Here is a 22,532-nt window from a genome sequence, read left to right as displayed (position 1 = left end):
ATGCTTAAAATTTAAATAAAAAACGATGTAATTGAATAACAATGGGACACTATGACGTGCATAATACCTTTCATAAAGTGCTTTTTTTCTCAAAAAGAGAAAAAAGATCATTTTATTAATACGGATTTTCCTCTTCGTGCAATTTATAAGGTACAGGAAGATCTTTATAACTTAGGGCATGATATAGCTTCTGGTAAAGAAATTTTACTCCCTGAATATGAAGGAGTAGGAGATTTTCGCAAGAGATTGAATGAAAATGCTAAACTTATTCTTCATGCCTTTCATACCAGTGATTTTGCTGCTCGAAATGATGAAACCATCGCACCATCTGCTCAATGGCTCATTGATAATCATTACACCATTGATAAAACCATACAAAAGCTACGTCGTAATCTACCCAAGTCCTTCATAAAGCAACTTCCTCTTTCTACACACAAAGCCGGAATACCACGAATTTTTGCTTTAACTTGGCTTTATATTGCGCATACCGATAGCAGCTTTTCACAAGAAACACTCACTGCTATGACCAACGGATTTCAAGAAGTTTGTGCGCTCACAATTGGTGAATTGTGGGCTCTTCCTTCAGTTATGCAAATGCTGCTCATTGAAAATGTCCGTCGTCTTTCAGTACGTATCGAAAAAGCGCGACATATGCGCCATCTTGCTAGTCAAGTGGCAGATAAAATTTCTCTTGTAAAAAATAAAACAAATCTACACTCTCTTTTTACGCAGTATAAATCATTTATTGTTGATCCAACTTTTTCAGCACATTTATTCTATCGCCTGCGCAGTGCATCTGTCGATTCAACCGTAGCATTAACTTGGCTTGAAAAGCAATTGAAAAGCCAAGGCAGTAGCTTAGAGATTGCAACAGCCGATGAACATACCCGACAAGCAGCAGATGGTGTGACCATGGGTAATATTATCCGTGCTCTTAAAGCTATAGATGATGTTGATTGGACAGCATGGTTTGAAACAGTGAGTTGTGTCGATTCTATTTTGCGTAAAAATAGTGATTTTTCTGAAATTGATGTTCACTCACGCAATATTTATCGACAAGTCATTGAAAAAGTTTCTCGCTTTTCGCCTCTTAGTGAACTGGAAGTTGCACATAAAGTTGTAGAAATGGCAAATTCCACTTCTAAAGATATGCCTCATCATTCTTGTGTGGGGTGGTACCTTGTTGATGATGGTTGTGGTATATTTGAAAAGGCTTGTGGATATATTCCGCCCTTTCTCATAAAATGGACACGCGCTTCCTGTTGCTCAAAATTGAGAGTCATCGCCATTCCTGTCTCTTTTCTGACGCTTGCTCTTTTGCTTGTAATTTACGCCCTTTTACAGCTATCTGGCATGACACAATGGATGTCTTTTTGCTTTACTGTATTGGCGCTTTTTCCTGCTATCGATGCTGCTTTTGCTTTATTTAATACTGTTGTTTCGTGGTTTGTCCCATCAAGACAACTCATTGGTTATGAATATAAAGAAGGTATTCCAAAACATGCACGGACAATGGTTGTTGTACCTACTTTGATGACATCACGCGATGATATTGATGAACAAGTGCGCAATCTTGAAGTGCACTATCTTTCCAATCCTAAAGGTGCCATTCATTTTGCACTCATTACAGATTGGGTGGATGCTCCATTGAGAGAAACGCAAGATGATCTTGATTTATTGCACTATGCGCAAAAGAATATTGATAAACTCAATAATCGTTATCATCGTGATGAACTTCCGCTTTTTTTCCTTTTACATCGCCGACGCCTTTATAATACAAGCGAAAAATGTTGGATGGGATGGGAACGAAAGCGAGGAAAACTTCATGAACTTAATCGACTCTTAAGAGGCGATAAAAATACAAGCTTTTATCCTCCCAATCCACGTCTTCCTATGGATTGCCGTTTTGTTATGACGCTGGATTGTGATACACGTCTTACTCCAGAGAGCGTCGCGAAACTTGTTGGAAAGCTTAACCATCCACTCAATCATCCCGTTTTTGATCTACAAAGTGGAAAGGTTGTAAAGGGCTATAGCATTTTACAACCACGCATTATTCCTTCTCTTACAACAGGAAAAAAAACATCAATTCTCCAACGGGTTTTTTCTATAAACCGTGGCATTGATCCTTATGTTTTTGCTGTTTCTGATACTTATCAAGATCTTTTAGGAGAAGGCACCTTTATCGGTAAAGGTCTTTATAATATTGATGCATTTGAACAAGCGCTTGATGGCAAAATTAAAGAAAATACTACTCTTAGTCATGATCTCTTAGAAGGAGGTTATGCTCGTACTGCTCTGGTAAGTAGCATAGAAATCATTGAAGACTATCCAACCGCTTACAATATTGATGTTATGCGTTATCATCGTTGGGTCCGCGGTGATTGGCAGCTTTTGCCTTATCTTTTTTCCCACCGTCAAATAAGTTCCGTGACGCGTTGGAAAATGCAGGATAATTTACGTCGTTCTCTCACTCCACTTATGTGGTTAATCGCAGCATTTGCAGGATGGGCTTTTTTGTCTTTAAAGAGTGCAATCGTCTGGCAGCTATTCTTGTTGTTTAGCTCCTTCATTTCACCCATTCTATGTGTATTAAAAACGCTTGTCTCATCCAATATAGATCATTCTTTGCGTGGACATTTTCAATTAATTTGGAACAAAATTGCTCTTACAAGCGCTGATATATTTCTTAAAACGACGTTTCTTGCTCATTCGGCGTATTTTATGACCGATGCGATTATTCGTACACTCTATCGTATGACGATTTCAAAACAGCATCTTCTTGAATGGAAAACTTCTGCCGCAACAAAATCAATGCCCAATAGTTTGCGTGTCTATGTTTTTACAATGGCACCAGCATCGCTTATTGGTATTCTTACTATAGCACTCCCTCTTTTTTCTGATAGTTTTGCAAGCTTGGTTGCTTTGCCTTTTGGGATAGCATGGTTTTTTTCACCCTTTATTGCTTGGATTGTGAGTCAACCTTCAACCTTTCAAGATAGCCTTGATCTTTCTTCAAAAGATGAAAAAAAACTTCGCTCTATTGCACGGCGGACATGGCTTTATTATACAACCTTTGTCAATGCACAAAACAACCATCTGCCTCCCGATAATTTTCAAGAAGATCCTGAACCTCTTGTTGCTCAACGTACATCGCCTACGAATATTGGCGTTTATCTCCTTTCTATTATTGCAGCACGTGATTTTGGCTGGATTGGTTTTGAAGAGACCATCACCCGTATTGAATGTACATTACGCTCTCTTACAAAAATGGAAAAGTTTCGTGGTCATCTCTATAATTGGTATGAAACGGAGACACTCAGGCCTCTTTTGCCTACTTATGTATCAACCGTTGATTCAGGAAATCTTGCCGGTCATTTGGTAACACTCTCTTCTGCTTTAAGTGAATGGGCTGAAAAACCGCCTCTTTTTTTCCAAAGTGATCGAGAAGGCTTATCGGATGTTCTTGCTATTCTTGAAGAAACTGTCAGAGAAGTTCCAGATCATCAACCCAGTTTACGCTCTTTACGCCAAAAAATCGAAGAAAACATCACTCGTTTTCATGACTCTGTCTTCACTTTTTTAGAACAAGAAAATACGGTCCCTTCTCACATCATAGATCTTTCACTTGCAGCCCACGATATTGTGCACTTAGTCGGTGAACTTGACCACAAAATTCAAACGATAGAATCTGCTCGTGCGTTTTCTTGGGCTAAATGCCTTATCGACACCTGTAACGCTCATCATCATGATGCGACTGCTCATTGTGATACTGAAAAATTACGTAAAAACCTAAACAGGCTGGCTATAATAGCACGGCAAATAGCCTTTGATATGAAATTTGACTTTTTAGAACAGCCTAAACGGCATCTCTTATCCATTGGATATCGTGTTCAAGAAAACAAACTCGATGAAAATTGTTATGACCTACTTGCTTCAGAAGCACGTCTTGCAAGCTTTTTTGCCATCGCAAAAGGAGATATAAAACTTAAACATTGGTTTCGTCTTGGTCGACTTCTCGTACCCATAGGTGGGAAAGGTGCACTCCTATCATGGTCTGGATCAATGTTCGAATATCTTATGCCATCTCTCGTAATGCATGAACCTTTAGGGTCTCTCTTAGATCAAACAAATCGATTGATTATTCGTTGTCAAATACAATATGCCCATAAACGGGAATTGCCATGGGGTATTTCAGAAGCCGCATTTAATGCTCGCGATCATTTAATGAATTACCAATACGCTCATTTTGGTGTTCCAAACCTCGGACTCCAACGTGGTCTTTCACGCAATGCTGTCATTGCTCCCTATGCCAGCCTTCTAGCGGCACAATATGCTCCTGCTTGCGCTGTCGCTAATTTAAAACGACTCCGTGATCTTGGAGCTTTAGGAACATATGGTTATTATGACTCTGTTGATTTTACTCCAACACGCGTGAAAACAGGGGAAAAATACGCCATTGTACGCAATTATTATGCGCACCATCATGGTATGTCTATTCTTGCTCTTAACAATGTTATTTTTCAAGGGCGAATGCGTGATCGTTTTCACCGTGATCCCGTTATTGAAGCAACACAATTGCTCTTACAGGAAAGAGCGCCTCATCTCATTCCTATTATTCATACCAAAGCTGTTAATCGTATGCGCAATAAGTCTCAAGCATTTGACGCAGCCCCTTTGCGCATTATTACAAACCCGTTACTCAAACCACGAGCAACTTTACTTTTGTCTAATGGCTTTTATTCTACCATGTTAACAGCGAATGGTTCTGGTTACAGCCGTTGGCACGATTATGCGATTACGCGCTTTATTCCTGATGCAACAGAAGATCAACAAGGTACTTTATTCTTCTTACGTGATACGCATAGTGGACGGTGGTGGTCTGTTACTGGTGAGCCAACACGTGTTATTGAAGAAGAAGCTGTCAGCATTTTTACAGATGAAAAGGCTGAATATACAAAAATGGTTGATGGTATTAAATCAACACTTGAATGTCTTATTACATCTGAAGGATGTGGCGAAGGGAGACGTATTCAATTGATGAATACGACAAATAAAGACCGTCTCATTGAAGTGACTTCTTATGGTGAATTAGCGCTTGCAACGATGGATACAGACCAAGTTCATCCTGTTTTTTCCCGTATGTTTATAGAGACAGAAATTACTGAAGAAGGTAAAACAATTTTTGCCAAAAGGCGCAAACGCTCGCCTAGTGATCCTGAAATCTATGTTGCCCATTTTGTTTCTAGTACAACAGATATTCTCCAAGAGACAGAAGCTGAAACAGATCGCTCTCTGTTTATTGGTCGGGGGCGATCCATTCATCGGCCCACTGCATTTGACCAAAATGCTCGTTTCAGTAATAGTCAAGGTTGTGTTCTTGACCCTGTTATGTCATTGCGATGCCGTATAAAAATTTCAGCCCATGAAAAAGCAGAACTTATTTTTTGGACTTTTGCTGCTCATACAAAAGAAGCGCTAAATAATCATATTAAACATTATCGACAACCTGATATGTTTCAAAAAGAACTTTCAATGGCATGGACGCGCTCACAAGTCGCACTGTATCAGAGCGGAACCCAGCTTAAAGAAGCTATTATCTATCAAAAATATGCAACACCGCTTATTTATCCAGAAAGAACGTGGCGTCTTCCTTCTGAAATATTAGCAAAAACGATAGGAAAACAGTCTAATCTTTGGCCTATGTCTATCTCAGGAGACAATCCACTCTGTCTTCTTAGATTAAATAACGAGGGAAATATAACTGTACTGCGCGAGCTCCTTAAAGCACATGAATATTGGCGTATGCGCGGACTCATTGTTGATTTGGTCATTCTTAATGAACAAACATTTTCCTACATACAAAATACACAACGCGCTCTTGAGTGGGTCTGTGAATCTTATTATCACCACACGCAAAAAGCAGATGAACGCCAACATATTTTCATGCTTCGACGCGATCAAATGAGTGAAAATAGTTTTAAAACGCTTCTTGCATCAGCGCGTATCGTTCTTGATGCCCAAAATGGCTCTTTATCTGAACAACTTAAACGACTTGATGAGAATGATTTTAATCTCACAGTTCGTAAAAATTATCAAGAATCTTATGATCAATTAAACTTGCCAAGATATAACGAAGGACAGCAATTTACAACACAAACTGAACAAAATCTTTTTTCTTCCATTGGTCTTATTAGCCAACAAAAACCATCCTCTTTTCTCCCAAATGGAGAAGATCTAAGATATTGGAATGGTTACGGTGGTTTTAATCAGCACAATCATTATGTAATACGTCTTCATGGACGTACCACTACACCGCATCCGTGGATTAATGTCATTGCTAATCACAGATTTGGTTTTCATGTCTCTGCTGAAGGTGCAATTTTTACTTGGGCTAACAATAGCCGCGATTATCAACTAACTCCTTGGGCGAATGATCCAACGTCTAACCGACCAGGAGAAGCTCTTTATCTGGTTGATCGCCAGTCTTTAAAACGTTTCTCACCCGTTTCTACTGTTGAATGTGACGAAAATATTGTCTATGAGGCTTGTCATGGGTTTGGATTCTCAACTTTTAAATCAACACATTCAGAAATCGCATTAGAACTGACTCATACACTTGATCCCGAAAAACCTATTCGCTTTTCACGTCTTATCCTTACGAATGAAGGGAAAAAACCACGCAGTTTACGCCTTTATAATTATGTTGAATGGGTTTTGGGAAATGTCCGTACAAAATATGCCCCCTTTATTGTTTCCTCTTATGAGGACAGATGGGGTGCACATTTTATTCAAAATCCCTATCACATCGAGAAATCTCAACAAGTTACATTTTTATCAGCATCCGAAATGCCAACCAGCACTACGACCAATCGCGCTGAATTTATTGGTGCAACGGGAACCGTAACACGTCCAAATGCGATCCGTAAAGCCGGTGCTCTTTCGAATACCATTGAAGCAGGATGTGATCCTTGTTCAGCATTCGCTTATGATATTGATCTTCAACCAGGGCAAACAAAAGAAATCATATTCTATCTTGGTAGTGCTGAAAATAGGCAAGAAGCTGAAAAATTACTCAATCAAGTACGTGCAAGTGATTTTGAAATTCAGCTCACAAAACAAAAACAGCAATGGAGTGATTTTGTTTCTCCTTTCCAAGTCAAAACACCTGATGCTTCTTTTAATCTTATGGTCAACCATTGGCTTCCTTATCAAATCTACGCATGCCGCATCATGGCACGCGCAGGCTTTTACCAAGCGAGTGGTGCATTTGGTTTTCGTGACCAGTTACAAGATAGCTTGTCTTTGTTATTGCTGGAACCACAATTAGCACGTGAACAATTGTTAAATGCAGCAGCGCACCAATTTCTTGAAGGTGATGTGCAACATTGGTGGTTGCCTGACACAAATGCTGGTGTTCGTACATACATTTCTGATGATATCGTTTGGTTTGCATATGCAACAGCTCTTTATGTCACTACCACTGGTGATGACGCTTTTCTTGATACGCTCATTCCTTTTATTGAAGGTGATGTTCTCAAAAGTGGGCAACAGGATGCTTATTTTCAACCCACCCAATCCTCAAAGGTTGCAACAGTTTATGAACATTGTGCTTTAGCTTTAGACCTTGCCATTAAACGCTGCGGACCACATGGTCTTCCTCTTATTTTAGGTGGGGATTGGAATGATGGTATGAATTTGGTTGGTGTGGAAGGAAAAGGCGAAAGCATTTGGTTAGGATGGTTTCTTGGGTACACATTACAAGCATTTATCTCTTTAGCCAAAAAACGTGGTGATAATAGCCATATGCAAATATGGAGTACGTACCTTGAACATTTAACAAAATCCCTAGAGAAAAACGGTTGGGATGGTGCTTGGTATCGACGTGGTTATTTTGATGATGGAACACCTCTTGGCTCTAAAATCAATGATGAATGTCAAATTGATACCATTGCTCAATCTTGGGCTGTCATTTCTCAAATGGCATCGCCTGAACGTCAAAAACAAGCGATGAAATCAATGTTGGAACAGCTTTATGATAAAAAAGGCGGACTCATTCGCCTTTTTTGGCCGCCTTTTGATAAAAGTACGCTCAAGCCTGGTTATATAAAAGGTTATCCTCCAGGAATTCGAGAAAATGGTGGTCAATACACGCATGGTGCCATTTGGAGTATTTTTGCGTTGGCTGAAATGGAACAAAACGATAAAGCTTATGCTTTATTTTCTATGATAAACCCAATTACCCATGGACAAGATCCTGAAATTTATCGTGTTGAACCTTATGTGATGGCCGCAGATATTTATGCTGTTGAACCACGATGTGGTCAAGGCGGTTGGACTTGGTATACAGGTTCAGCCGGTTGGTTTTATCGCGCCGCAACACAAGCTATTCTTGGAATACAGCGTCAGGGAGACTTATTGTTTTTGCAGCCACATTTACCCTCTATTTGGCCAAAATATGAAGCAACAATGAAGTTTTATGATGCCGTTTATCGCATTAAAGTAAAATGGGGACCTAAAAATATGCTCTATGTTAATAGCAAAGAATATACCGAAGTTCATACAGGGATAAAATTACAAAAAACAGGTCAGCATGAAGTTATGCGTATTGTCAAATCTTAAAGATGAATGATGAAAAAAGAGAATAGGCTTTTTATTCTTGCCCAAAACTGTAGAGTTGTTATATTGCACCGTCTATATTAGCCGTGTTGGTGCATAATATTTTAGATTTTATGAAGATGAAAGAAAAAGGTTATGAATCATCCGGATATTGCTAGACGTGTTTACAATCACACTTGGAAGCTTGATCCCATTATTCGGTCACTTCTTGATACGGATTTTTATAAGCTTCTTATGGTGCAGATGATTTGGGGGTTATACCCTAATGTTAATGTTACTTTTTCCCTCATAAATCGCTCTAAAACAATACGTCTTGCCAATGATATTGATGAGAGTGAATTACGTGCTCAACTTGATCATGCTCTTAGTTTGCGCTTTACAAAAAAAGAAATGATTTGGCTTGCTGGTAATACATTTTATGGACGCAAACAAATTTTTGAACCGGATTTTCTTCAGTGGCTTGAGAATTTTCAACTCCCAGAATATGAACTCACCCGCAAAGATGGCCAATATATCCTTCATTTTCATGGACCCTGGGCCCATAGTTCCATGTGGGAAATTCCTGCCCTTGCTATTATTAGTGAATTACGTTCACGTGCTGCTCTCAAAAAACTAGATCGTTTTGCTCTTGATGTACTTTATGCGCGTGCTAAAGCAAAAATGTGGAGTAAAGTTGAACGTCTCAAAAAATTGCCTGATATTAAAATATCTGACTTTGGGACAAGGCGCCGCCATTCTTTTTTATGGCAGCGCTGGTGTGTGGAAGCATTAAAAGAAGGCATTGGTCATTCTTTTACTGGAACTTCTAATGTTCTTCTTGCCATGGATACGGATTTAGAAGCTCTTGGAACCAATGCACACGAATTGCCTATGGTTATTGCGGCTCTCAGCAACAACGATGATGAATTACGCAGAGCTCCGTATCAAGTCTTGCAAGATTGGAATCGTTATTATGGTGGAAATCTTCTCATTGTTTTACCTGATACCTTTGGTACAGAAGAATTTTTACGCAATGCACCAGATTGGGTCGCTGATTGGACGGGTTTCAGACCCGATAGTGCGCCCCCTATTGAAGGTGGCGAACGTATTATTCAATGGTGGAAAGAAAAAGGAAAAGATCCACGCAAAAAACTTTTAATTTTTTCTGATGCTCTTGATGTCAATACAATTGAAAAAACCTATCATCATTTCCATGGTAGAGTGCGCATGAGTTTTGGATGGGGCACGGATCTTACCAATGACTTTACAGGCTGTGCACCTCAGGAAATCAAAACTCTTGATGCTCTTTCCCTTGTTTGTAAGGTGACCTATGCCAATGGTCGACCAGCCGTAAAACTTTCAGATAATCCTGAAAAAACGATTGGTGATTCAAAAGAAGTACAACGTTATCTCAATTTTTTTGGTAATAAAAAGCGAATTGCTAGACCTATAAAGACATAGTTTCCGGTTCTTTAAAACAAGTATATTGACTCATCATATTGTTTATAAGATTGATTTCTGTTCTACCCTAAGGATGAGGATTCTTAACCTTTGCTGGTCTGTAAACAGTTCGGCTGTTTTTGAGCAGATTCTACTTGGCCTACCACGCATACGCTTCACTTACATAAGGCGCGATAGATAAGACTTAAAAGTATTTACGACGCATTAAAAAAACACTTAACGTGCCAAGGAAGTTTAGCCAAGGAGATTTTCTCATTTTAACCCTGTTAAATCAAGCACACTCATCTCCTTGCATGTATGAAGGTTTTCAAGTTCTAAGGGTTATTGTTGTAGTTTGACAGTAGGTTTTATACTAAGTAGGAAGAGGTTTGATTAAGTAGGAATACGTGGTAATTTGTTGTTTTTATGTACAATTTTGACCATTAAATGCGCGTTTTATCAAAATAGATTTTGACACCTAAAATTGCAAAAATTACCGAAAATCAGAAAAAAGTGCGTTTCCATAAGTAAAAATGAGAAAAGGCTTTCAAAACCCTTTGAGAACATCTTTAAACTCTTTGAAAAAAATAAATTGGTACAAAATTTAGTGTCAAAATATACAAAACCAGATGACAAGCTATAATTGTAGCATTAGGAATTACTAAGGCAACATTGGAGGATGACAAATAGCATGGTGACTATCGGTGTGTATTTTGCAAGGCAAGGATGATGGTACTCAAATAGATTTTATACATGTTACAGGAGATTTTACTTTATCCATGTATAGTCTGCTATTATGAAATGAGTAAAGCGTTGAGAAATGTTTCATTAAAAATAAATGTGTAAATAACATGATTTGGGAGACCTTTTGTTTTACGTGAGGGGCATGACTTCATTAAAAAACAAAGAATGCAATAATATTTTTATTTCGAATAAGCTTTATACAAAGACAGAGAAATTATTTATTCGCATATTATAATAAGAATGCGTGTATATATAAAACCATTTGAAAAACTCTGTTGTTTCTTATGAATTATTCTTAAGTTAATAACAGATGTAACATTAAAGATTGATATAATAGATCGGCTTCTTAACTGTATAAGTATAAAAATGATGGTGTTTAGTAAGCTTTGTATTATATCCTCATTAAGAAATATGAAAAAAAACGAAATGTCTTTTAGAAAGAAATGACTATCATATCAATGACTTTTTAATGATGTATATGTAGAGATTCATACAAACATGCTTTACAAAAATAAAGACTCTCTTCCATGAATGTGATTTATCATTGTTTACCAAGTGAGAACATTTTGAGTGTTCATAAACAATTGTCTTTGTTCATAAAAATTATTTCACAAACATATTATTAATTAATTGCGTTCAAAAAGCTTGCTATTTCATATGCATTTTGGAAATGGAGAGCTTATATTAAAAACTTAAAAGTTCTCATAGTTTTTACAAATAAGTCGAAGCTAAAAAGAGTATCCCATAAAGCCTTTTTTATCATTAGGAAGATGGACGTGTTACAATATAAATGGCAATCAGCAATAATATAACCGCAACAAGTAAAGAAATCCACAAAGGAGGGTGTAGCATTACAAAAAAGGATAAAAATCCTCCTGTCATACTCATCATTGCAAAAACTTTAACAAATGGAGAGATTGCTTTTTTTTCTTCCCATCGCTTAATAGGGGGACCAAAAATACGATGATTATTCAACCATTGATGAAAACGTGGAGAAGAACGCGTAAAACACCATGAGGCAACCAATAAAAAAGGCACAGTTGGCATAATAGGTAATACGACACCGATAATACCTAATATAACCATCGCCCACCCTGCTATATAATAGCAGATACGTAAAGGGTGCAATATCTTCAAATCTTTTTTCATTTTCTCGTACTATTTTCTTCTACGCAAAACCCTATACAAAAACATTGTATCTGTTTTTTTCTGTTTACATGTCTGAGTGCACAATTCTACCCCTTCATGCGTAAGTGTCTTTGCTGTTATAAGTTTCTTGAAAATACCGAATAGCTTACACAATATTATAATCATTTTAAATGATTTCAAGAAAAGAGGAGAGATTTTAGAAAAACAAAAAAATAAAAAGGCTGCAGAAGAAATCAATGCAGCCTCTTAATTAAGAATGCAGTCTTGGGGGGAGAAAATTTACTGCATTCACCTGCTAGATATTAGGAGGAAAAATAACCTAGCAACCCGAACTCTAATTAAAATAAAAATGAGAAACAATATATAAAAATGCATGGCTGATATGCATGAATTTTAACACTTTCAAGTCTCCTGAACTGTGTTTCGACGAAAGAAAATCATCATGAAAATAGCCATAAAAATCAACGTCAAGATCAACACAATTGTGGAAGCAGAATCAGAGCCGATAAATAAGCTGAGATAAATCCCTAAAAAACCAGAAAAAGCTGCAACAAGTATCGCGATCATTAACATAAAAGAAAACCGCTTTGTGACAAGATAGGCAATTGCTCCTGGTGCTATCAGTAAAGAAATAACGAGTACGATACCTACAGCTTTCAAAGCTGCAACAATTGTAAGAGAAATCATCGTTAGCAGGGTATAGTGGAGTAGAGATATTGGTAACCCCATTGCACGTCCTTGAACTGTGTCAAAAATATACAGCATAAAGTCGCGCCATTTTGCTGCTAAAATAAAAGTGACAACAGCGGAAATGATTGCCGTCTGCGTTATATCAAGCCAGTTAACACCCAAGAGATTACCAAATAGAATATGATTCAAATCTAAGCTACTATAAATAGACGTGGCTAAAACAAGCCCCAAACCAAACATTGAAGAAAAGACCACACCCATCACCGTGTCCTGTTTGATACGGCTATTGCTCCCTAAAAAACCCGTTAATAGTGCACACACCATTCCTGCAACAAAAGCACCGCAAGTAATCAAAGTCATTGTAATATTCTCTGGACGCATATGCTGAAACCAAGCAAATGGCAAAGAAGTTAAAAATGCGATTACCCATGGTGTTGTCATATAACCAACAACAACACCTGGAAAAACTGCATGAGAAATGGCATCGCCTAACAGCGCCCATCCTTTCAAAATAAGAAAACAGGAAAGCATCGCCATGGGAATAGAAAGAATCATGACAATAAGCATACCCTTAAGCATAAAAGAAAACTGAAACGGAAGCAGTAATTGATCAATCATGATAATATTACACCCTTTTTTGCCGCATGTATGCGTAAGCGCGCAGCAATAAACCCATGTTTAGGAGCAAAAATAAAAGCCAAAAAAAATAAAGATGCTTGAAAAAGCACTACAACCCCCCCCGTTTGTGCATTCAAAAAATAACTCACATAAACACCCAAGACACTTGTGAAGGTTCCAATTACAACTGCAATAACCAAGATGTTCACGAAACGATCACTTAAAAGATAGGCCGTTGCCCCAGGTGTCACAACAAGACAAATGACTAAGAATGCTCCAACGGTTTGCATTGCAGCAACAGTACAAGCGGCAAGCAATGTGAAAAAGAGAATCTTTAAAAATTTTACGTTTAATCCAATGGCATGCGCATGCGTTTCATCAAATAATGACACAAGAAGATCTTTCCATTTCAAAAGCAATATAAGCAACGAAACAAAGCCGATAAAAGCCAATTGTAGAATATCTGTTGAACTCACTGCTAAAATATTTCCCAAAACAATCGTATCAATATTAACAGCCATTGGTTTTAATGATTTGAGAAACAACCCAAAGGCAAAAAAGGAAGAAAAAATGAGCCCAATAATGGTATCTTCTTTAAGCTTTGTCCGGTGGTTAAAAAAGAGCATTGCTGCTGCTGCAAGACCACCAGAAAAAAAAGCGCCGAGTGAAAAAGGTAACCCTAAAAGGTAAGCTCCTGCTACACCAGGAACAATCGAATGGGAAAGTGCATCACCAATCAATGACCAACCTTTTAACATCAAAAAAGCTGAAAGAAAGGCACAAACACACCCAACTAACCCAGAAACCCAAATTGCATTCACCATATATTGATAGCTCAGTGGCTCAAGCAACCAAGAAATCATGCAACGTGCTCCACTCTTTCAATATCTTCACAAACTGTAGACTGTTTTCTTCCCATGAAAACATCATTTTTTTTTGTGGTTTGAAGATCAAAAATATGGTGGTGCAAAGACCCTCCAAAAGTTTTCTCCAGATTTTCCTTTGTAAAGATTTTTTCTGTTAACCCAGAAGCTAAAACAGTACCTTTTATTAAAACTGTATGATCACAAAATTCGCGAACAGAACCCAAATTGTGAGTTGAAACCAAGATCACTGCTCCTTCTTTACGGAGATCTTGTAACAAAGCAATGATTTTATCTTCTGTTGTAACGTCAACCCCTGTAAACGGCTCATCTAATAAAATAGCTTTTGCTTTCTGTGCAAGAGCGCGCGCTAGGAAAACACGCTTTTTCTGTCCACCAGAAAGTTCTCCAATTTGGCGCTTGGCAAAAGCCAACATATCAACGCGTTCTAAGGCAATACGAACGGCTTCATAATCTTGTGTACGGGCATAGCGAAAGAAATTCATATGACCGTACCGCCCCATCAATACAACATCTTCAACCAAGACAGGAAAATTCCAATCAACATCTTCACTTTGAGGAACATAAGCAATAAGATTTTTTTTCAAAGCTATATCAACGGGCAAATCAAACATACGAATTTTTCCCTTTGAGGGGCGTACAAACCCCATAATCGCTTTAAATAACGTTGACTTACCGGATCCATTAACACCAACCAATGCCGTAATAGAACCCTTTGGACTTTCAAAGTTCACTTCGCGTAAAGCTGTATGTCCATTACGATATGTTACCGTTACTCCTTGGGCAAAAATTCCACATTCCGTCATTGGTTTTTTACTCCCTCTACTAAAGCATTGCTAATACGTCCACTCGTGACACGTAATAAATCAATATAAGTGGGTACCTCACCATTTTTCTCACTTAAAGAATCAACATAAAGAACACCACCGTATTTAGCCCCTGTTTCTCTGGCAACCTGCTTAGCAGGCGCAGGGGAAATAGTGCTTTCAGAAAAAACTGCATGAATATTGTATTTGCGAACCATATCGATAACATGCTTGACCTGCTGTGGTGTTCCTTGTTGGTCAGCATTGATGGGCCATAAATAAAGTTCTTTTAGATCAAAATCACGCGCCAAATAGCTAAAAGCCCCCTCACTGGTCACAAGCCAACGTTTATCTTGCGGTACAGCTTCTAATTCAGCCCTAATTGGATCAATCGTTGCACGAATTTTCTGTTTATAAATTTCAGCATTCTGTTTATAAATTTCAGCATGTTCAGGATCATATTTTACAAAAGCATCGCGAATATTATCAACGTAAATCAAAGCAGAGGTCGGTGACATCCACGCATGAGGATTGGGTTTACCGCTAAAGGGGCCCTCACCAATTTTAATGGGTATAATACCTTTTGAAACAACAACACTTGGAACATCCTTGATATTTTGAAAAAACCTTTCAAACCAAAGCTCTAACTCTAAACCATTCCACAATACAAGGTTAGCTCCCTGAGCACGCATAAGATCGCGTGGGGTGGGTTGGTATTCATGAATTTCCGCACCTGGTTTTGTAATGGATTCAACATCAGCGGCATCACCTGCTACATTGCGTGCCATATCAGCAATGATAGTGAATGTCGTAACAGCTTTAAATTTACCAGCACACAAAGCAAAATTGGGTGTAAAAAAAATAACACTTCCAAAAACTATGGTGAAAAACGTTCTTACGTTCATTGATTCTCTCTTTCCTTTATATGCCTTCTTTTTATTGCAAATAATTTGCATTATCATTTAGCAATAGCAGTTATCTTTTACATTTGCAATGAAGGATTAAGAGAAAAAATAACTTTTCACGATGTTTAAAAACAGTTTTTTCATATTGAAAAAATTGATGATTTAAGCAGCTTGTTTTGGTAAGGAGGTTCCCTTTCAAGAAGTTCTATAGCTCTTGAATGCCAAACAAAAAGAGAGCACTCAAAAATGCTCCCACTTCATGTAAAATATCTCATAAAAAATGAGAATACTCAATAGCGTAAATATGCCCCTGTCATTTTGGTAACATTATCCACGATCTTTGAGGCAAGCTTTTCTAAATCTTCATCTGTTAGAGTCCGTTCTATGGGCTGAATAGTTACTTCAATTGCAACAGATTTTTTATCTTCACCAAAGCTTAAATCTTCAAAAATATCAAAAACCTGCACTGAATGAATAAGTTTTTTATCGGCTCCACTTGCCGCCTGAATAATAAGAGAAGAGGCAACAGTTTTATCCGCTATAAAGGCAAAATCACGCCGCACCATTTGAAAAGGTGAGAGTTTCAAAGGAGGGCGGCTTTTGGTCGTTTTTTTCTTTGATTCTGGAATTCGGTCTAGAAAAATTTCAAAGCCGCATAAAGGTCCACTGACATCTAACTTTTCTAATGTAGCAGGATGAAAAACACCAAAAAAACCAAGAATAATCTTTGATCCAAGTTTTATGACACCTGAACGACCAGGGTGATACCAATCAGGTGCTCCAACTTCAATCTGCACTTTCCCAACATCCATATCGCATGCTTCTAAAATAGCTAAAGCATCTGCTTTGGCATCAAAAACATCAACGACGGTTGCATTTCCATTCCAAAAACGCCCAGTCCCTTTAAATTGCTCTGTTCCGCGACGAATTCCACTAACAACACGGTGTTGTTTATCAGGGGTGTCGCCCTCATAAATACTTGAAACTTCAAACAAAGCAAGATCGGAAAAACCACGATCAGCATTTCTTTGTGCCGCTATAATCAAACCAGGTAAAAGGGAAGGACGCATCATTGACATATCAGCAGCAATAGGATTAACTAATTTAAGCTCTTTTTGACCTCCCCCAAAAGCAAGAGCTTGATTTTCAGAAATAAAAGACCATGTCACCGCTTCTTTCATACCACGTTGCACTAGAGCCAAACGTGTAGCACGTGAACGAATTTGTGCGCATGTTAAAATTTGATCTTTTCCTTCTGCAAAGTTTTCCAAAGGAATAGGTTTAATTTTATCTAACCCATAAATTCTCATAACCTCTTCCACCAAATCGGCTTTACCCATAATATCAGGGCGCCATGATGGTACTTTTACCGTAATAACATCTCCTTTTCCTTCAACAAAAAATCCAAGTTTTGTTAAAATAGAGATGACTTTTTCAGGTTCTATTTCCAAATTTGTTAAACGTTTAATTTCAGAAAAAGGAAAAGCGATCTGTTTGATTTCTTGTTGCTGATAGCCAACGATCCTCTTTTTAGATACTTCACCACTACAAAGACGTAAGACCAATTCTGTTGCAATCTCAAGTCCTGTGTCTATAAAAGCCGGATCAACACCTCGTTCAAATCGATAACGTGCATCACTGATAAGACCTAATGCTCTTCCTGTTTGTGCAATGCTTCCCGCATCCCAAAGCGCCGATTCAATAATAACGCGATGTGTTGTTTCATCACAACTCGTTCTTTCTCCGCCCATGATACCGGCAATCGAAACAACCCCCTCGTCATCTGCAATGACACAATTCTTAGCGCCCAGATGATAGATTTTCCCGTTCAGTGCTTGAAGCTGTTCTCCCTCACGCGCACAACGTACACACAAATTACCTTTAATTTTATCTGCATCAAAAACATGGAGCGGACGACCAAGGTCAAAACTGATGTAATTGGTCATATCAACAAGCGTATTAATCGGTCTCAGACCAATTGCATTCAAACGCTGTTGCATCCACTGTGGTGATTCGCCATTTTGAACATTGCGTACTTCACGCCAAGCGAAACCTAAACATAATGATGAATCTTGCGAAAAATCTAATGAAACATCGAGAGGTGTTTCAAAAGAAGGCTCAAATTTTGACAAAGATAATTCTTTTAATTTTCCCATTCCAGCGGCAGCAAGATCACGGGCAATACCGCGAACACCTGTGCAATCGGAACGATTGGGGGTCAAACCAATATCAATGATCGGATCATCTAAACCAGCATAAGCTGCAAATGAATCTCCAATAGGTGCATCTTCTGGAAGTTCAATAATCCCATCATGCTCATTTGATAATTCAAGCTCCGCTTGTGAACACATCATCCCAAAACTTTCAACACCGCGTATTTTTCCTACAGATAATGTTACATCAAGTCCTGGAATATAAGTGCCTGGTAGTGCCAGAACACCAACAAGACCTGCTCGTGCATTTGGTGCTCCACAGACAACTTGAACAGGTGTGGAAGTCCCTGTATCGACTGATAAAATTTGAAGTTTATCTGCATCAGGATGTTTTATTGCTGTTAAAACTTTTGCAATCACAAAACCTTTTAAAGAAGACCGATCATCAACGTGATCAACCTCAAGACCGATAGCGGTTAATTTTTCACAAATTTCATTCAAAGATGCATTTGTTTCTAAGTGATCTTTTAACCACGACAATGTAAACTTCATTTTAAAACCTCACATGAAAGCGATGACTAAGATCACACATTTTTATTAGGAAAAAAAGCAGGCATATCAAAGCAACGAAAGCCATAATGGTCTAACCAACGCAGATCAGCATCAAAAAAAGCCCGCAAATCAGGCATACCGTATTTCAACATGGCAATACGATCAATGCCCATTCCCCATGCAAAGCCTTGATATTCATCGGGATCTAAACCAACATTTTTTAATACCTGGGGATGCACCATTCCGCATCCTAAAATTTCCAACCAATCCTGTCCTTCTCCGAACTTTACTTCTGAACCAGAACGATCACATTGAATATCTACCTCCATAGATGGTTCGGTAAAAGGAAAAAAAGAGGGACGAAAACGCATTTTTACAGAGGGAACTTCAAAAAATGCTTTACAAAAAGTTTCATGCAGCCACATCATATGTGCAATGGTGGAAGTTTTATCAATGACAAGACCTTCTACCTGATGGAACATGGGTGAATGTGTTGCATCCGAATCCATGCGGTAAGTTTTTCCAGGAATAATGATTCGTATCGGTGCTTTTTGTTTTTCTAGTGTGCGAATTTGTACGGGTGATGTATGGGTTCGCAATAATTTTCGTTCTCCCATTTTATCAACATCAAAAAAGAAGGTATCATGCATTTCACGCGCTGGATGCCCTTCAGGAAAATTCAATGCTGTAAAATTATAATAATCTGTTTCAATATCAGGTCCCTCTGCAAGAGAAAAACCCAACTTCGTATAAATGGCAATAATTTCCTCAATCACTTGTGAAATAGGATGAATGCGTCCCCGTTCTATAGGTGAAGAGCGAACAGGCAAGGTAACATCAACTGTTTCACGAGAAAGACGGGCATCCATTGCCTGTCTTTTCAGAAGATCACGCTTTTGTGCCCATAATTCTAAAATGCGATTTTTTAATCCATTAAGAACTGGTCCAACTTTATGGCGCTCGCCAGTATCCATTTTTCCTAATTCTTTTAATTTTTCAGAGATACTACCTTTTTTACCCAATGCTGCAATACGCACTTCTTCAAGTGCTTGTTCATCACCTGCTGCCTCTAAGGCTAAACAAATTTCTTGTTCCAGACGCTCAATATCATTCATATTTTTGCCTATTTTTTAATAAAGAAAAACCCGCACTCGCAATAGCCAGCACGGGACCTCGAATAAATGAATGCTTTAAGAGAACACGACTGGCTTATTTGACAGCGCCTTCGAAAGCATTAGGTGTCGTATCTTTTAAATATTCTAAAGCTTTTTTTGCCGAAGCTACTAAAGCAGAAAATGCTTCTGCCTCATGGATTGCTATATCTGAAAGAATCTTACGATCAACCTCAATACCGGCTTTTGATAAGCCATCAATAAAACGTCCATAAGTTAAACCTTCTGCGCGAACAGCCGCATTAATTCTCTGAATCCACAAAGCACGGAAAGTGCGTTTCCTATTTTTGCGATCACGATAAGCGTATTGCTTTGAACGATCAACCGCTGCTTTAGCTGCACGAATGGTATTTTTACGACGACCGTAAAAACCTTCAGCCTGTTTAAGAACTTTTTTGTGCTTAGCGTGTGCTGTCACACCTCTTTTCACACGAGCCATATTATAATCTCCTCAAAATCAAAAGCGTAAGGTTTAAATACCATTCGGCAAATAATGCTGAATGACTTTTTTAGCATCTTGTTCACACAAAACCATTGTTCCACGTGCATCGCGAATAAATTTATTCGAACGCTTAATCATGCCGTGGCGCTTACCGGCAGCTGCTACTTTAATTTTGCCTGACGCAGTGATTTTAAACCGCTTTTTAGCGGATGATTTGGTCTTCATCTTGGGCATTTTGCTACTCCGTACATTAATTTATTCAATCAAACATTTTATTCACTCAAGCGGACCAACGCTTGAACAAGCATTTAAACAGCCACGGCATGCCCTGCCGGGCGGCTCTTAAAGACGTTTTCATAAGCTAGTATACACAAAATAGCAAGACCGTATTACAAAAAAATCGGCGCTCCATTGCCTTGAAGCTCAACCAAAGGTGCTGGAATTGCATTTGTTTTGATGGCTGCTTTACATAAATCGGCAATAATGCATTGCGTACATTGTGGTTTACGTGCTTGGCAAATATAGCGACCATGTAAAATCAGCCAATGATGCGCATGGCGAATATAATGAACCGGTATAATCTTTAATAATTTTTTCTCAACAATTTCTGGTGTTTTTCCAGGCGCCAAACCAAGACGATTGCTTAAGCGAAAAATATGTGTATCTACTGCCAATGTAGGCTGACCAAAAGCAACATTCAAGACCACATTAGCCGTTTTGCGCCCCACTCCAGGAAGGGCCATGAGTGCTTCACGCGTATCGGGTACTTGACCGCCATAATAATCAATTAAACAGTTGCAAAGCGCATAAACATTACGTGCTTTTGCACGCCAAAGGCCAATTGAACGGATATGATTTGCTATTTCTTCTTTCCCTAATGCAACCATTTTTTCCGGTTGATCAGCAAGGCAAAATAATTCTTTTGTCGCTTTATTAACGCTTACATCTGTCGCTTGAGCCGAAAGCACAACGGCAACTAAAAGTGTAAAAGTATTTATATAGTTAAGATCACTCTTAGGTGTTGGACGTTGCACAGAAAAACGGCGAAATATTTCCGCAATTTCATCTTTATTATACAATATACTAGATAAATTTCGCACCCTTGATAATTTTATGTTACTTTGAGGCATTGAACTCTCTTAAATCTTCTCTCTTGAAGTTATCATTCACGCTCGCCATATGAGAGGAGTGCAGCGAACACTTTTATAGAGTTTGGTCAAGTAAAGCCGTTTTAAAGAGGATACTCATGAATGACACATTTGACGCCTTTCTCCAATCCCTTTCTTTTAGGGTTTGAAACCGTAGAAAAAATATTGCAACGTATCGGTAAAGCTGATGAGGCTTACCCAGCCTATAACATTGAACGTTTGCATAAAAGTGATGATGCAAATCATATCCGGATAACTTTGGCTGTTGCTGGATTTAAGATTAACCATCTTAATATTTTACTCGATGATAATCAATTGGTTATTCATGGTAAACAAACAGACAATCAAAATCATCAATATTTATATCGCGGTATAGCTGCGCGACAATTCCAGCGAACCTTTGTTCTCGCGGAAGGGATGCATGTTACAAATGCAGAGTTGAAAAATGGTCTTTTATCAATTAATCTGTATCAACCAAAGTTAAAAAAAGAAATAAAACAGATTCCAATTAAAGTCAGTAGTGGTGAGTCATAAAAGTTAAGGCGTAAAGGAATAGTGAAATGGGAGAACATAAACAAAACTTGTCGTTTCAGAACACATCCTACTCTGATGCGGGACAGATTGCCTATTTAAAAAAAGTTTGTACAGATGATCTGGCTAAAAATTTTCCAGATCTTCCACCAATGACCCCAGGAATTACGATATGGGCTCTCTTTGGTGAAACAGGTTATCCTATCATTTTATCCGATGAGCGTTCTATCGCTCTTGCTGGAGCCAATGAGCATGAACTACAAATTGTAACTCTGCACTAGATTACCTTACGAGAAAACGCTGTACTCTTTGTAAATTCTATCTGTTTTTTCGTAAAGGTGTAATGTGAGTTATAATGAGATAAGTATTGGTTTATATTCATAATTAATTTTTTACAACTGGAATGAGAGTCCCGAATATCATAAGGTTCTCTCATTTTAGATCCTCTTGTATTAAAACAATTAAAGTCACTTGCTTGATGTCATAACCAGGGAGAGCCATGTGGATAAAAACACTTGAAGAAAGGAATAAAAATATCTCTTTTTAATTGTCTCAATTACCAAGGATGTTCACGATATGGGGATGAAAAAATGTATGATGGTGTCAGTTATCTTCTTCATAAGTGTGAAGATGTCCCTTATAGATTTATATTATTCACGGGGGCTGTTATACCATTCATAGGCGCTATCGTGAAATGGGC

14 protein-coding genes are annotated in these 22,532 nt (G+C 38.2%); 4 read left to right on the top strand and 10 right to left on the bottom strand.

The window, feature by feature from the left end:
- Nucleotides 1-51: 51 nt before the first annotated feature.
- Both ACFINU_RS00350 and pncB read left to right on the top strand, forming a co-directional pair.
- The gene (locus ACFINU_RS00350) at nt 52-8,622 is read left to right on the top strand and encodes a GH36-type glycosyl hydrolase domain-containing protein (protein ID WP_375617512.1); all 8,571 of its coding nucleotides are present in this window, start codon (nt 52-54) and stop codon (nt 8,620-8,622) included.
- A gap of 132 nt (nt 8,623-8,754) precedes the next feature.
- Complete coding sequence (gene pncB, locus ACFINU_RS00345; RefSeq protein WP_375617513.1) at nt 8,755-10,059, top strand: nicotinate phosphoribosyltransferase; 1,305 nt, start codon at nt 8,755-8,757, stop codon at nt 10,057-10,059.
- 1,485 nt (nt 10,060-11,544) lie between these two features.
- Here the strand turns inward: pncB and ACFINU_RS00340 are convergent.
- From ACFINU_RS00340 to nth, 10 genes are all read right to left on the bottom strand, one after another.
- Nucleotides 11,545-11,931, bottom strand: a complete 387-nt coding sequence (locus tag ACFINU_RS00340) for a YbaN family protein (RefSeq protein WP_375617514.1) — start codon at nt 11,929-11,931, stop codon at nt 11,545-11,547.
- A gap of 402 nt (nt 11,932-12,333) precedes the next feature.
- Entirely contained in the window at nt 12,334-13,239 is a 906-nt protein-coding gene (locus ACFINU_RS00335; protein WP_273790250.1) for a metal ABC transporter permease, read from the bottom strand.
- The gene (locus tag ACFINU_RS00330) at nt 13,236-14,102 is read right to left on the bottom strand and encodes a metal ABC transporter permease (protein ID WP_375617515.1); all 867 of its coding nucleotides are present in this window, start codon (nt 14,100-14,102) and stop codon (nt 13,236-13,238) included. Before ACFINU_RS00330 ends, ACFINU_RS00335 begins: the two co-directional genes overlap by 4 nt.
- Nucleotides 14,099-14,929, bottom strand: coding sequence for a manganese/iron ABC transporter ATP-binding protein (locus ACFINU_RS00325; protein ID WP_375639514.1), 831 nt, complete (start codon nt 14,927-14,929; stop codon nt 14,099-14,101). Before ACFINU_RS00325 ends, ACFINU_RS00330 begins: the two co-directional genes overlap by 4 nt.
- Nucleotides 14,926-15,834, bottom strand: coding sequence for a metal ABC transporter substrate-binding protein (locus ACFINU_RS00320; RefSeq protein WP_375617517.1), 909 nt, complete (start codon nt 15,832-15,834; stop codon nt 14,926-14,928). The genes ACFINU_RS00325 and ACFINU_RS00320 overlap by 4 nt, the downstream gene beginning before the upstream one ends.
- Before the next feature lie 290 nt (nt 15,835-16,124).
- Complete coding sequence (pheT, locus tag ACFINU_RS00315; protein ID WP_375617518.1) at nt 16,125-18,539, bottom strand: phenylalanine--tRNA ligase subunit beta; 2,415 nt, start codon at nt 18,537-18,539, stop codon at nt 16,125-16,127.
- 32 nt (nt 18,540-18,571) lie between these two features.
- The gene (pheS, locus tag ACFINU_RS00310) at nt 18,572-19,654 is read right to left on the bottom strand and encodes a phenylalanine--tRNA ligase subunit alpha (RefSeq protein ID WP_375617519.1); all 1,083 of its coding nucleotides are present in this window, start codon (nt 19,652-19,654) and stop codon (nt 18,572-18,574) included.
- Nucleotides 19,655-19,748: 94 nt separating this feature from the next.
- On the bottom strand, nt 19,749-20,150 hold the full coding sequence (gene rplT / locus ACFINU_RS00305; protein WP_375617520.1) for a 50S ribosomal protein L20: 402 nt from the start codon (nt 20,148-20,150) through the stop codon (nt 19,749-19,751).
- Nucleotides 20,151-20,183: 33 nt separating this feature from the next.
- On the bottom strand, nt 20,184-20,387 hold the full coding sequence (gene rpmI, locus ACFINU_RS00300) for a 50S ribosomal protein L35 (RefSeq protein WP_183193590.1): 204 nt from the start codon (nt 20,385-20,387) through the stop codon (nt 20,184-20,186).
- A 155-nt stretch (nt 20,388-20,542) separates the two neighbouring features.
- Nucleotides 20,543-21,283 carry an endonuclease III gene (nth, locus tag ACFINU_RS00295; protein ID WP_375617521.1) on the bottom strand — a complete coding sequence of 247 codons (741 nt, stop codon included), beginning with the start codon at nt 21,281-21,283 and terminating at the stop codon, nt 20,543-20,545.
- A gap of 120 nt (nt 21,284-21,403) precedes the next feature.
- Here nth and ACFINU_RS00290 point away from each other — a divergent pair, with 120 nt between their 5' ends.
- Nucleotides 21,404-21,835 carry an Hsp20 family protein gene (locus ACFINU_RS00290; protein ID WP_375617522.1) on the top strand — a complete coding sequence of 144 codons (432 nt, stop codon included), beginning with the start codon at nt 21,404-21,406 and terminating at the stop codon, nt 21,833-21,835.
- A 26-nt stretch (nt 21,836-21,861) separates the two neighbouring features.
- Nucleotides 21,862-22,113 (top strand): DUF1150 domain-containing protein, encoded by a 252-nt coding sequence (locus tag ACFINU_RS00285; RefSeq protein WP_012754519.1) that lies wholly within the window; start codon nt 21,862-21,864, stop codon nt 22,111-22,113.
- Nucleotides 22,114-22,532 lie beyond the last annotated feature (419 nt).

Origin of the sequence: Bartonella sp. AC130YNZD (genome assembly GCF_042196865.1) — a bacterium.
GTDB lineage: Bacteria > Pseudomonadota > Alphaproteobacteria > Rhizobiales > Rhizobiaceae > Bartonella.
This window is presented reverse-complemented; position numbering and strand designations above follow the sequence as displayed.

Bases quoted from the DNA above. Each gene is read 5' to 3' on its own strand.
- ACFINU_RS00350 (WP_375617512.1), top strand. From the start codon at position 52: ATGACGTGCATAATACCTTTCATAAAGTGCTTTTTTTCTCAAAAAGAG.
- pncB (WP_375617513.1), top strand. From the start codon at position 8,755: ATGAATCATCCGGATATTGCTAGACGTGTTTACAATCACACTTGGAAG.
- ACFINU_RS00340 (WP_375617514.1), bottom strand. From the start codon at position 11,931: ATGAAAAAAGATTTGAAGATATTGCACCCTTTACGTATCTGCTATTAT.
- ACFINU_RS00335 (WP_273790250.1), bottom strand. From the start codon at position 13,239: ATGATTGATCAATTACTGCTTCCGTTTCAGTTTTCTTTTATGCTTAAG.
- ACFINU_RS00330 (WP_375617515.1), bottom strand. From the start codon at position 14,102: ATGATTTCTTGGTTGCTTGAGCCACTGAGCTATCAATATATGGTGAAT.
- ACFINU_RS00325 (WP_375639514.1), bottom strand. From the start codon at position 14,929: ATGACGGAATGTGGAATTTTTGCCCAAGGAGTAACGGTAACATATCGT.
- ACFINU_RS00320 (WP_375617517.1), bottom strand. From the start codon at position 15,834: ATGAACGTAAGAACGTTTTTCACCATAGTTTTTGGAAGTGTTATTTTT.
- pheT (WP_375617518.1), bottom strand. From the start codon at position 18,539: ATGAAGTTTACATTGTCGTGGTTAAAAGATCACTTAGAAACAAATGCA.
- pheS (WP_375617519.1), bottom strand. From the start codon at position 19,654: ATGAATGATATTGAGCGTCTGGAACAAGAAATTTGTTTAGCCTTAGAG.
- rplT (WP_375617520.1), bottom strand. From the start codon at position 20,150: ATGGCTCGTGTGAAAAGAGGTGTGACAGCACACGCTAAGCACAAAAAA.
- rpmI (WP_183193590.1), bottom strand. From the start codon at position 20,387: ATGCCCAAGATGAAGACCAAATCATCCGCTAAAAAGCGGTTTAAAATC.
- nth (WP_375617521.1), bottom strand. From the start codon at position 21,283: ATGCCTCAAAGTAACATAAAATTATCAAGGGTGCGAAATTTATCTAGT.
- ACFINU_RS00290 (WP_375617522.1), top strand. From the start codon at position 21,404: ATGACACATTTGACGCCTTTCTCCAATCCCTTTCTTTTAGGGTTTGAA.
- ACFINU_RS00285 (WP_012754519.1), top strand. From the start codon at position 21,862: ATGGGAGAACATAAACAAAACTTGTCGTTTCAGAACACATCCTACTCT.